We start from the raw sequence: 12,574 nt of genomic DNA on the forward strand, positions 1-12,574 counted from the left end.
CACAAGGATGGCCGGCACTTCTGCCGGCCTGTTCCGGGGCTGATGCCCTTTGGCGAAAGGATTGCCGCACCGCGGCATAAGCGAGGAGGTAGCCTCAGCAGCGGCGCCTGTCACCCTCTTTCTTGCGAAAAGCCGTAACGGCGGTTTATCCGCCGCAGATCACCGTCTTCGTGCCCCATTCCCGGCAGCGTGTGCTGAGTGCAGGAGAGAGCGGCCGGTCGGTAAAAAAGGTATCGATCTCGCTCAGCGAGGCAATGCGCACCGGGGCGCCGCGCAGGAATTTGGAGTGATCGCTGACCAGAAATGTCTTGCGCGCCTGCTGGATGATGGTCTGGCTGACGCCGACTTCCTGAATGTCGAAGTCCAGCAGGTCGCCGTCCTCGTCCAGCGCCGAGCAGCCAATGACGGCAAAGTCGAAGCGGAACTGTTCGATGGTGCGCATGGTCAGGGTGCCGACCAGGCCGCCATCGGTGCGCCGCAAGGCCCCGCCCGCCACAATGACCTGACAGTCCGGGTTGGCGGCAAGGATGTTTGCGACATTCATGTTGTTGGTCACCGCCATGAGATTGCGGTGGTGCAGCAGGGCGCGGGCGACGGCTTCCGTGCTGGTGCCGATGTTGAGAAACACGGACGCGTTTTCCGGAATGGCTTTCGCGCAGGCCTCTGCAATGGCGGCCTTCGCCTCACGGTTCAGGCTGCGCCGGTCCTCATAGCCGATGTTGGAGACGCCGGAGGGCAGGATCGCGCCGCCATGCACCCGCTCCAGCCGGCCGCTGTCGGCGAGATCGGCCAGATCCCGGCGGATGGTCTGCACGGTCACGCCGAAATGGGCGGCAAGCCCTTCGACGGTGACTTTCCCCTGCTGGCGGGCGAGTTCGAGAATCTCGGGCTGGCGGAAGCTCTGGGACACGGCATATTCCTTTTTGGATGCGCAATATGTTCGGTTTGGTTCCCTTTTTCAAGTTTCAGACGCGGGGGCGAATGCTTGCCGGAGATGTACGGGGCTTTCTGCGGTGCGGGAGCGGGTGTGCAATGCACAAGAAATTCATGCTGTTCTGCAGCATGGCTCTTCCGCGGGGCGTTTCGGCTGGCTGGCGCCGGTCAAGTGTTTGCCGCAACGTGAGAAAACAAAAACGAACAGAAACGAAAATCAGCGATTGACGAAAGCCCACGTCTTGTGGTTCGTTTGTTTTCACAAATGTCCGGTTTCAGGAGGCTCGTGCCCGTGACGTCGCAGCAAGACCAGGTGGTCGATCTCTTTATCATCGGCGGCGGCATCAATGGCTGCGGCATTGCCCGTGATGCGGCGGGGCGCGGCCTGTCCGTGGCGCTGGCGGAGATGAACGACCTGGCATCTGCCACCTCTTCGGCCTCCACCAAGCTGTTCCATGGCGGGTTGCGCTATCTCGAATATTTCGAGGTCCGGCTGGTGCGCGAGGCGCTGATCGAGCGGGAAACGCTGCTGGAGGCAATGCCGCACATCAGCTGGCCGATGCGTTTCGTGCTGCCCTATCACAAGGACATGCGCTTTGAGGGCGAAACGCCGACCTCGAAGCTGCTGAACATGGTGATGCCCTGGATGAAGGGCCGCCGCCCGGCATGGCTGATCCGCTTCGGCCTGTTCCTTTATGACAATCTGGGCGGCCGCAAGATCCTGCCCGGCACCACGACGGTCAATCTGAAATCCGGCCCTGAGGGTGAACCGCTTCAGGACCGCTTTGCCAAGGCCTATGAATATTCCGACTGCTGGATCGAGGACTCGCGCCTTGTGGTGCTGAATGCCCGGGACGCTGAGGCGCGCGGCGCCGAGGTGATGGTGCGCACCCGTGTGGTTTCCGCCGAGCGCGTGGATGGCCTGTGGTCGATCGTGCTGGAAGACTGCGGCACCGGCGCCCGCACCAGCCGCAAGGCAAAGATGCTGATCAATGCCGGTGGCCCCTGGGTCGGGGACGTGATCCGCAACACCGTTCGCTCCAATTCGCAGGAAAGCGTGCGCCTCGTGCGCGGCAGCCACATCGTCACGAAGAAGCTCTTCGACCACGGCAAGTGCTATTTTTTCCAGGGCGAGGATGGCCGCATCATTTTCGCCATTCCCTACGAGACGGATTTCACGCTGATCGGTACCACGGATGCCGACCATCCGGAGCCGGGCGTCAAGCCGGTCTGTACGGAGAAGGAGCGCGACTATCTGCTGAAATTCGCTTCCGGCTATTTCAAGCGCCCGGTGACGGTTGATGATATCGTCTGGAGCTATTCCGGTGTGCGCCCGCTCTACAATGACGGCGCCAAGTCGGCGACGGCGGCGACCCGCGATTATGTGCTGAAGGTGGAAGAGACTGGCGGTGCGCCGCTGCTCAATGTCTTCGGCGGCAAGATCACCACCTACCGCAAGCTCGCCGAGCATGCGCTGGAAAAGATCGTGCCCTATTTCCCCGGCACGGCCGGGGCATGGACAGCCCGTGTGCCGCTTCCGGGCGGTGACTTTCCGGTGCTGGGCGTTGCGAAGCTGATTGCGGACCTGCGCGCCGCGTATCCGTTCCTCGACGAGCGCTGGGCCACGCGCCTGGTGAAGGCATATGGCACCGAGGCGGCGGGTATTCTGGCTGGAGCGGTAAAGGTGGAGGACCTTGGCCGTCACTTCGGATGGAACCTGACCGAGCGGGAAGTCAACTGGCTGATTGAAAAGGAATACGCGCGCACCGCCGAGGACGTGGTGTGGCGCCGGTCGAAACTGGGCCTGCGTCTGAGTGCTGCCGAGGTGGCGGCACTGGACGCGTGGATGAAGAGTACCTGCGCGCTGCGGCTTGGGGAGGCTGCAGCTCAGTAGGAGGAATTGGGAGGAGGGAATACATGACCCTGGTCCTGGAGAATGTCTCCAAGGTCGTGGGTGGGCAGACGCACATCCACACAACGAACCTTACCTTGCGTGAGGGTAGCATGAATGTCCTGCTTGGACCGACTTCGGCCGGCAAGACGTCACTCATGCGCCTGATGGCCGGCCTTGATCAGCCGTCTTCGGGCAAGATCCTCTGGAACGGCACGGACGTGACCGGTGTGCGGGTGCAGGATCGCGCCATCGCCATGGTCTATCAGCAGTTCATCAACTATCCGGCAATGACCGTCTATGACAACATTGCCAGCCCGCTGCGGCTGATGGGCAAGCCCGCTGCGGACATCGACAGGGCGGTGCGTCAGACCGCCGAGATGATGAAGCTCACCCCGATGCTGCAGCGCAAGCCGCTCGAGCTCTCGGGCGGCCAGCAGCAGCGCTGTGCGCTGGCACGTGCGCTTGTGAAGAATGCAGGTCTGGTGCTGCTCGATGAGCCGCTCGCCAACCTCGACTACAAGCTGCGCGAGGAACTGCGCGTCGAAATCCCGAAGATCTTCGAGGCATCCGGTTCGATCTTCGTCTATGCGACGACGGAGCCGGAAGAGGCGCTGCTGCTCGGCGGCAACACGGCGACGCTCTGGCAGGGCCGGGTGACCCAGTTCGGCCCGACGCCGGAGGTCTACCGGCGCCCGGTTGACGCCACGACGGCGCGCGTTTTCTCCGATCCTCCGATGAACTTCCTTCAGATCGCCAAGGCCGGTGCCCGGCTGATGTTCGGCGACGGCCAGTCGATCCCGGCCGCCGGCAAGCTGTCGGATCTGAGCGATGGCCGCTATATCGCGGGCTTCCGCCCCAATCATCTGGAACTGCACCGGCACAGCGCCGATGCCATGGAATTCACGGCGCATCTGATGGTCACGGAGATCACCGGGTCGGAGACTTTCGTGCATCTGGAGCACCATGGCGAGCGCTGGGTGGGGCTTGTGCATGGCGTGCATGACCTGGCCCTGGGAACGGCGCTCAAGGTCTATCTCGATCCTTCCCATGTCTATGTCTTCGGACAGGACGGTTCGCTGGTGGCTCCGGCCGCCTATGCGCTGGCGGCGTGAGGAGGGACCCATGGCCAAGATCACGCTCGACAATCTCGCCCATTCCTACAATCCGCGCCCGAAGAACGAGGACGACTTTGCGCTCAAGGAACTGAACCACGTCTGGAACGATGGTGAGGCCTATGCGCTGCTCGGCTCGTCCGGATGCGGCAAGTCCACGCTGCTCAACATCATCTCCGGCCTGCTGGTGCCGAGCCAGGGCCGCATCCTGTTCAATGACACCGATGTCACCGAGAAGGCGACGGCGGAACGCAACATTGCGCAGGTGTTCCAGTTTCCGGTTGTCTACGACACGATGACGGTGCGCGGGAACCTTGCGTTTCCGTTGAAGAACCGGGGGGCGAGCGCTGCCTATGTCGCCGAGCGCGTGCAGAAGATTGCCCGCATGATCGGCATGGAAGAGGTGCTGGACCGCAAGGCCCGCGGGCTGACCGCAGATGCCAAGCAGAAGATCTCGCTCGGCCGCGGCATGGTGCGGGAGGACGTCAACGCGCTGCTCTTCGATGAGCCGCTGACCGTGATCGACCCGCACATGAAGTGGGAACTCAGAACGCAGCTGAAGTCGCTGCATCACGAGTTCGGCCACACGATGATCTATGTGACGCATGACCAGACCGAGGCGCTGACTTTCGCCGACAAGGTGGTGGTGATGTATGACGGCCGGGTGGTGCAGATCGGCACGCCGCAGGAACTGTTCGAACGGCCGGCCCATACATTCGTCGGCTATTTCATCGGCTCGCCGGGCATGAACCTGATGGATGCCAAGGTCGAGGGCAACTCGGCCTATGTGAACGGGGCAACCATTCCGCTTGGCCACGGCTACTCAGGCCTGGACGGCAAGATCCAGATCGGTGTGCGGCCCGAGTTCGTGCGCCTGTCGGAAAGCGAAGGCCTGCCGGTGAAGGTGCGCCGCGTCGAGGATGTGGGGCGGCACAAGATCGTCCGGGCCGAGTTCTTCGGTGCTGACATCAACATCATTGCGGGCGAAAGCGACCCCGTCACATCCGGCATGACCCGCGTGGTGTTCGATCCCGCGCATGTCAATGTCTATGCCAACAGCTGGCGCGTTACGGGGGAGGCGGCCTGATGGAAAAGACAGTCAATCACAAGGCCTGGTTCCTGGTCCTTCCCGTGCTTCTGCTCGTCGCCTTCTCGGCGGTGATCCCGCTCATGACGGTGGTCAACTATTCGGTGCAGGACACGTTCGGCAACAACAAGTTCTTCTGGGCCGGCGTCGAATGGTTCGATGACATGCTGCATTCCAAGCGCCTCTGGGATGCGCTTGGCCGCCAGATGATCTTCTCGGCCGTGATCCTCGCCATTGAAATCCCGCTCGGCATCTTCATCGCTCTCAACATGCCCAAGCGGGGCTTCTGGGCCTCGTTCTGCCTCGTCCTCATGGCGCTGCCGCTGCTCATTCCGTGGAATGTGGTGGGCACGATCTGGCAGATTTTTGCCCGTGTCGATATCGGCCTGCTGGGTGCGACGCTTCATGGCCTGGGCATTTCCTACAATTATACGCAGGATGCCGTCGCCGCCTGGGCCACAGTCATCGTCATGGACGTCTGGCACTGGACGTCGCTGGTGGCGCTGCTGGCCTATGCCGGTCTGCAGTCGATCCCCGATGCCTATTATCAGGCGGCAAAGATCGATCAGGCCAGCCGCTGGAGCGTGTTCCGCTACATCGAACTGCCCAAGATGCAGGGCGTCCTGATGATCGCCATCCTGCTGCGGTTCATGGACAGCTTCATGATCTACACCGAGCCCTTCGTGGTGACGGGAGGCGGGCCGGGCAACTCGACGACGTTCCTGTCCATCGACCTCGTCAAGATGGCGCTTGGCCAGTTTGACTTGGGACCGGCCGCTGCCTTCTCGATCATGTACTTCCTCGTGATCCTGCTGATTTCCTGGGTGTTCTACACCGTGATGACCAACCTCGACAAAAGGGAGGGCTTCTGATGGGTGCCGCAACCATGACCGCTGCCATTCCGGCCCGGCACCGCAGCTCTGCCCGCATCGGCATCAGCTCGCGTGCCGTGGTGATGGCTCTCTATCTGATCTTCCTGCTGCTGCCGATCTACTGGCTCGTCAACATGAGCCTGAAGACCAACACGGAGATCCTGTCCACCTTCTCGATGTGGCCGCAGAACCCGACGCTGGCCAATTACATCACGATCCTCACGGATCCGAGCTGGTACATGGGCTATGTCAATTCGCTGATCTACGTGGTGATGAACACGGTGATCTCGATCACCGTGGCGCTGCCGGCAGCCTATGCCTTCTCGCGCTACACGTTTCTCGGCGACAAGCACCTGTTCTTCTGGCTGCTGACCAACCGCATGGCCCCGCCGGCCGTGTTCGCGCTGCCCTTCTTCCAGCTTTATTCCTCGGTCGGACTGTTCGACACGCATATCGCCGTCGCCCTGGCGCATTGCCTGTTCAACGTGCCGCTGGCGGTCTGGATCCTGGAAGGCTTCATGCGCGGTGTGCCGAAGGAAATCGACGAGACTGCCTATATTGACGGCTATTCCTTCGGCCGCTTCTTTGTGAAGATCTTCATGCCGCTGATCGCGAGCGGCATCGGCGTGGCCGCCTTCTTCTGCTTCATGTTCTCCTGGGTCGAGCTGCTGCTGTCGCGCACGCTCACCTCGGTGAATGCCAAGCCGATCGCGGCCACCATGACCCGTACGGTCTCGGCGTCGGGAATGGACTGGGGTGTGCTGGCAGCTGCCGGTGTGCTGACCATCATCCCCGGTGCGCTGGTGATCTACTTCGTCCGCAACTACATCGCCAAGGGCTTTGCCCTGGGCCGCGTCTGATCTGAGGGAGAACAGATATGGACTGGATGGCCTGGACTGCTCCGACCGCGATTTTCTTTGCGACGATAGCGGCGCTGCTGGTGATCTTCACCGTGCTTGCGATCCGCTTTCCGGAGACGCCGCGCACCGGCGTGCTGCGGATCGAGACGACCCGGGGGGACCGTCTCTTCATAACCCTTCTGGGCTCAGCCTTCATCACGCTTGGCTGGCTCGCCGCCTTCGGCGCTCCCCTGTGGGGGGCTCTGATCGCCTGTCTCGTCTATGCCCTTGCGGTTTTCCGCTGGGTCTGACGGGCAGGTAACCTGATCTCACGATCATGAAACTTCGGGAGGAAATGGAATGAGAGTGTTTTACACCTCCACCGCCATGGCGCTCGCCATGCTGGTTGGAAGCGGAAGCGCCTTTGCTGACATGGAGGCAGCAAAGAAGTTCCTCGACGCGGAAATCGGCGACATGTCGGCGCTGTCACGCGCCGATCAGGAAGCCGAGATGCAGTGGTTCATTGACGCTGCCGCTCCGTTCAAGGGTATGGACATCAAGGTCGTTTCCGAAACGATTACCACCCATGAATACGAAGCCAAGGTGCTGGCCCCGGCCTTCACTGCGATCACCGGCATCAAGATCACCCACGATCTGATCGGTGAAGGCGATGTGGTGGAGAAGCTGCAGACCCAGATGCAGTCGGGCGAGAACATCTACGACGCCTACATCAATGACTCGGATCTGATCGGCACCCACTGGCGCTACCAGCAGGCCCGCAACCTGACCGACTGGATGGCGGACGAAGGCAAGGATGTTACCAATCCGGGCCTCGATCTCAATGACTTCATCGGCATCAAGTTCACGACCGGCCCGGATGGCAAGCTCTACCAGCTGCCCGATCAGCAGTTCGCGAACCTCTACTGGTTCCGGTATGACTGGTTCAACGATGAGAAGAACAAGGCGGACTTCAAGGAGAAGTACGGCTACGAGCTCGGCGTGCCGGTGAACTGGTCGGCTTATGAGGATATCGCCGAGTTCTTCACCGGCCGGGAAATCGACGGCAAGAAAGTCTATGGCCATATGGACTACGGCAAGAAGGACCCGTCTCTCGGCTGGCGCTTCACCGATGCCTGGCTGTCGATGGCCGGTGCCGGCGACAAGGGCGAGCCGAACGGCCTTCCGGTCGATGAATGGGGCATCCGCGTCAACGAGAACTTCCAGCCGGTCGGCTCGTGCGTGGCCCGTGGTGGCGACACCAACGGCCCGGCTGCGGTCTACTCGATCGCCAAATACATCGAGTGGCTGAACAAGTATGCGCCTCCGGCGGCTGCCGGCATGGTGTTCGGCGAAGCCGGTCCGGTGCCTGCCCAGGGCGAAATTGCCCAGCAGATCTTCTGGTACACCGCCTTCACCGCCGACATGGTCAAGCCGGGCCTGCCGGTCATGAACGAGGACGGCACGCCGAAGTGGCGCATGGCTCCCTCGCCGCATGGCGTGTACTGGGAAGAGGGCATGAAGGTCGGCTATCAGGACGCTGGCTCCTGGACGCTGATGAAGTCCACTCCGGTTGACCGTGCCAAGGCGGCCTGGCTCTATGCCCAGTTCGTCACCTCCAAGACCGTGGATGTGAAGAAGAGCCATGTCGGCCTGACCTTCATCCGCGAATCCACTCTTGCGCATGACAGCTTCACCGAACGCGCTCCGAAGCTTGGTGGCCTTGTCGAGTTCTACCGCTCGCCTGCCCGCCTGCAGTGGTCGCCGACCGGCACCAACGTTCCGGACTACCCGAAGCTGGCTCAGCTGTGGTGGCAGAACATCGGTGACGCCTCCTCCGGTGCAAAGTCCCCGCAGGAAGCCATGGATGCGCTTTGCGCAGAGCAGGAAAAAGTGCTGGAGCGCCTGGAGCGTGCCGGTGTGCAGGGCGATATCGGCCCGAAGCTGAACGAGGTGCAGAGCGCCGAGTTCTGGTTCGACCAGCCGGGCGCGCCCAAGCGCAAGATCCCGGACGAGAAGGAACAGCCGATTACCGTTTCCTATGATGAGCTGATTGCCTCGTGGAAATAAGTAATTAGCTATCGACAATCAGGGGCGGGGCCGTAAGGTCCCGCCTTTGGGCTGACCGGATCCTGGCGGAAACCGCCGCGGAGCCCGGTTTCATCGAACAACAAGATGCTCCCGTCTCACACGCCATGGCGGAGGGGGCTTCTGCGGCTGGTGCAATCGAGGAGGCTGACTTGACCCATATTCTTGCCATTGACCAGGGCACGACTTCGAGCCGCGCGATCCTCTTCGACAAGCACATGAAGGTGGTTGCGAGCGCGCAGGAGGAATTTCCGCAGATCTATCCCCAGTCCGGCTGGGTGGAGCATGATCCGGCGGACCTGTGGTCGACGACGGCCGGTTCCTGCCGCGCTGCGATTGAGCGCGCCGGGCGTACGGGCCGCGACATTGCCGCCATCGGCATCACCAACCAGCGTGAGACGACACTGGTCTGGGACCGGAGCACCGGCCAGCCGGTCTATAATGCCATCGTCTGGCAGGACCGCCGTACGGCGGATCTGTGCCGTGAGCTGAAGGACGAGGGCCATGAAGCCATGGTCAGCGCCCGCACCGGCCTGCTGCTCGATCCCTATTTCTCCGGCACCAAGCTGAAGTGGATCCTCGACAACGTGGAGGGCGCCCGCGCCCGCGCCGAAAAGGGCGAGCTGTTGTTCGGCACGGTCGACAGCTTCCTCATCTGGAAGCTGACGGCAGGCGCCGTTCATGCAACGGACGCCACCAACGCGGCCCGCACCCTGCTGTTCGACATTCACAAGGGCGAGTGGAGCGCCGAAATCTGCGAGCTTCTCGATATTCCCATGGGGATGCTGCCGGAGGTGAAGGACTGCGCTGCCAATTACGGCAATGCCCGCGCCGACCTCTTCGGCCACGAAATCCCGATCATGGGTGTGGCCGGTGACCAGCAGGCGGCGACCGTCGGTCAGGCCTGCTTCAAGCCGGGCATGCTGAAGTCCACCTATGGCACCGGCTGCTTTGCCCTGCTCAACACCGGTGACAAGCCGGTCGTCTCGCAGAGCCGGCTGCTCACCACCATTGCCTATCAGATCGGCGGCAAGCGCACCTATGCGCTGGAAGGCTCCATCTTCATTGCCGGTGCCGTGGTGCAGTGGCTGCGCGACGGGCTGAAGATCATCCGCGAGGCGAAGGAAACCCAGCCGTTGGCCGAGCAGGCCGATCCCGGCCAGCACGTGATCATGGTGCCGGCCTTCACTGGCCTCGGCGCGCCCTACTGGCGTCCGGATTGCCGCGGCGCGATCTTTGGCCTCACGCGCAACTCCGGCCCCGCCGAGTTCGCCAAGGCGGCGCTGGAAAGCGTCGGCTACCAGACCCGGGACCTGCTGGAGGCCATGCAGGTGGACTGGACGGATGCAGCCGGAAAGCCCGTGCTGCGCGTCGATGGCGGTATGAGCGCCAGCGACTGGGCCATGCAGTTCCTCTCCGACATCCTCGGCGCCCCTGTCGACCGGCCGCAGGTTCTGGAGACGACGGCGCTGGGCGCTGCCTGGCTCGCGGGCATGGCAGCTGGCGTCTATCCGGACATGGAAGGCTTTGCGGAAAGCTGGGCCATCGAAAAGCGCTTCGAGCCGGCCATCGGCGAAGACGAGCGCCAGCGCAAATACGGCGCCTGGAAGTCTGCCGTCGCCGCGACCATGAGCCTTTGAAGGCTGGCTGGGATAGATGGTTTAGCCTCTGGCAAAGGTCTTCAGCCTCTCACATGGGTTGAGGCGGTAGCCCGCAGTGACACATCTGGTTTATGACAGGACGCTTTCGCCCCCCTCCCCCTGGTGGGGAGGGGTTAGGGGCGGGGGGCTCTGAAGCAGCAAATATCTGAAAGATAGACGTTTTCTATACAGACTATCAGAAATAACAGCGTCGGGATTATTGGGTTCTTTGCCCTCCGGAAAGGCATTTCCCCCCACCCCCTTGCCCCTCCCCACCAGGGGGAGGGGGGCTGAAAGGCCGTGCTGGAGCAACCCAAATGCCGCCCTTCCCCACGCCGTGGACGGCTGCAGACAAGATGTATGCATGTAGTAGCTGAAGGTGGGAGAGAATCTGATGCCCGGCCGATCTTGTCTCACTTTGCGCAGCATTTTTGCGCGCTTGTGATGTTGCATCGCAGCGTCTGCCGGGTTAGGTAAAATCCCATAAGTCATCAGGACCCGGTGCAATTCCGGGTGGCTCTTCCGGCCGCCGATCCGCCGGACAATTCACGTGATCCCGCATCCATACAGTTTGAACTGGCCGGTTTTCCGCCAGTGATGCCCCGATCATCTGAACGGATTTCCCATGATCTCACTCTCCGCATACCGGAACCAGTGGTTCGGCAACACCCGCGCCGATCTCGTCTCGGGCCTGCTTGTGGCTCTTGCCCTCATCCCCGAGGCCATTGCCTTTTCGATCATCGCCGGGGTTGATCCCAAGATCGGCCTTTATGCCTCCTTCTCCATTGCCGTCATCACCGCCATTGCAGGCGGGCGTCCGGGCATGATTTCCGCCGCGACGGCGGCAACGGCCGTGCTGATGGTCACACTGGTGAAGGAGCATGGCCTGCAATATCTGCTGGCGGCGACCATCCTCGCCGGTGTGCTGCAGGTGGGGGCAGGGCTGCTGCGGCTGGGCCATGTCATGCGCTTCGTCTCGCGCTCGGTGATGACCGGCTTCGTCAATGCGCTGGCGATCCTTATCTTCATGGCGCAGCTGCCGGAACTGATCGGCGTGACGCCGCTGACCTATGTGATGACGGCGGCCGGTCTCGGGATCATTTATCTGTTCCCCTACATCACCCGTGCGGTGCCATCGCCGCTCGTCTGCATCTTCGTGCTGACAGGCCTTGCCATCTGGTTCGGCCTTGATGTGCGCACGGTCGGCGATATGGGCGAACTGCCCTCAACCCTGCCGGTGTTCCTCCTGCCGGATGTGCCGCTGACGCTGGAAACCTTCCTGATCGTGCTGCCTTACTCGGCGGCTGTTGCGGCCGTGGGCCTGCTGGAATCCCTCATGACCCAGCAGCTGGTCGATGAGCTGACCGATACGCCCTCCGACCGCAATCAGGAGTGCATCGGGCAGGGGCTTGCGAATTTCGCCACCGGCTTCATTGGCGGCATGGCGGGCTGTGCCATGATCGGCCAGTCGATGATCAATGTTAAATCCGGCGGACGCGGCCGCCTGTCCTGTTTCGCGGCAGGCGTCATCCTGCTGTTTCTCATCGTAGTGCTGGGGGATTGGGTGAAGCAGATCCCCATGCCTGCGCTGGTGGCGATCATGATCATGGTGTCGGTGGGCACCTTCAGCTGGTCATCGATCCTCAATCTGCGCAGCCATCCGCGCTCTTCCTCCATCGTCATGCTGGCAACGGTCATCTGTGTGGTGGCAACCCATAATCTTGCCATCGGCGTGCTGGTGGGCGTGCTGCTGTCGGGCATCTTCTTTGCCTGGAAGATCTCCCAGCTGTTCCGTGTCACCTCGGAGCTTTCCGCCGATGGCCGCAGCCGCACCTATGTGGTGGAAGGGCAGCTGTTCTTTGCCTCGGTCGAGGATTTTTATTCAGCCTTCGACTTTCGCGAAGCGCTGGACCGGGTCACAATCGACGTCAGCCGCGCGCATATCTGGGACATTTCCAGTGTCTCGGCGCTGGACATGGTGGTGCTGAAATTCCGGAGGGAGGGGGCGGATGTCACCATCACGGGCCTCAACGAGGCCAGTGAGACCATCGTCGACAAGCTCGCACTGCATGACAAGCCGGGCGCGCTCGACAAGCTGACGGCCCACTGATG

At 62.0% G+C, this 12,574-nt stretch carries 10 protein-coding genes and 1 other annotated feature; of the genes, 9 read left to right on the top strand and 1 reads right to left on the bottom strand.

The annotated features are described in order from the left end of the window. Window positions 1-145: 145 nt before the first annotated feature. On the bottom strand, window positions 146-910 hold the full coding sequence (locus AC0CMF_RS21800) for a DeoR/GlpR family DNA-binding transcription regulator (RefSeq protein WP_050472520.1): 765 nt from the start codon (window positions 908-910) through the stop codon (window positions 146-148). A gap of 288 nt (window positions 911-1,198) precedes the next feature. On the opposite strand from AC0CMF_RS21800, the gene glpD reads away from it, so the two are divergent. The 9 genes from glpD to AC0CMF_RS21845 all read left to right on the top strand — a co-directional run bounded on the left by glpD (window position 1,199) and on the right by AC0CMF_RS21845 (window position 12,572). Further along, window positions 1,199-2,827, top strand: a complete 1,629-nt coding sequence (glpD, locus tag AC0CMF_RS21805; protein ID WP_472482457.1) for a glycerol-3-phosphate dehydrogenase — start codon at window positions 1,199-1,201, stop codon at window positions 2,825-2,827. Window positions 2,828-2,850: 23 nt separating this feature from the next. Further along, entirely contained in the window at window positions 2,851-3,939 is a 1,089-nt protein-coding gene (locus AC0CMF_RS21810; protein WP_050472522.1) for an ABC transporter ATP-binding protein, read from the top strand. A gap of 10 nt (window positions 3,940-3,949) precedes the next feature. After that, entirely contained in the window at window positions 3,950-5,026 is a 1,077-nt protein-coding gene (locus tag AC0CMF_RS21815; protein WP_050472566.1) for an ABC transporter ATP-binding protein, read from the top strand. Then, a complete protein-coding gene (locus tag AC0CMF_RS21820; RefSeq protein WP_050472523.1) occupies window positions 5,026-5,898 on the top strand; it encodes a carbohydrate ABC transporter permease in 873 nt (290 codons plus the stop codon). The genes AC0CMF_RS21815 and AC0CMF_RS21820 overlap by 1 nt, the downstream gene beginning before the upstream one ends. Window positions 5,899-5,981: 83 nt before the next feature. Further along, entirely contained in the window at window positions 5,982-6,758 is a 777-nt protein-coding gene (locus AC0CMF_RS21825) for a carbohydrate ABC transporter permease (protein WP_244274474.1), read from the top strand. Window positions 6,759-6,775: 17 nt separating this feature from the next. Next, window positions 6,776-7,048: a DUF2160 domain-containing protein gene (locus AC0CMF_RS21830; protein ID WP_050472524.1), complete on the top strand. Its 273-nt coding sequence runs from the start codon at window positions 6,776-6,778 to the stop codon at window positions 7,046-7,048. Window positions 7,049-7,097: 49 nt separating this feature from the next. Next, window positions 7,098-8,804 (top strand): ABC transporter substrate-binding protein, encoded by a 1,707-nt coding sequence (locus AC0CMF_RS21835; RefSeq protein WP_374630393.1) that lies wholly within the window; start codon window positions 7,098-7,100, stop codon window positions 8,802-8,804. A 125-nt stretch (window positions 8,805-8,929) separates the two neighbouring features. Then, the gene (gene glpK / locus AC0CMF_RS21840) at window positions 8,930-10,462 is read left to right on the top strand and encodes a glycerol kinase GlpK (RefSeq protein ID WP_374630391.1); all 1,533 of its coding nucleotides are present in this window, start codon (window positions 8,930-8,932) and stop codon (window positions 10,460-10,462) included. A gap of 491 nt (window positions 10,463-10,953) precedes the next feature. After that, window positions 10,954-11,009: a sequence feature (sul1 is cis-regulatory element that is thought to sense ions involved in sulfur or methionine metabolism; They are found in Alphaproteobacteria), on the top strand. Between the two features lie 78 nt (window positions 11,010-11,087). Further along, the gene (locus AC0CMF_RS21845; RefSeq protein ID WP_122521956.1) at window positions 11,088-12,572 is read left to right on the top strand and encodes a SulP family inorganic anion transporter; all 1,485 of its coding nucleotides are present in this window, start codon (window positions 11,088-11,090) and stop codon (window positions 12,570-12,572) included. Window positions 12,573-12,574 lie beyond the last annotated feature (2 nt).

It is taken from the genome of Pannonibacter sp. CBAS1226 (genome assembly GCF_055685825.1).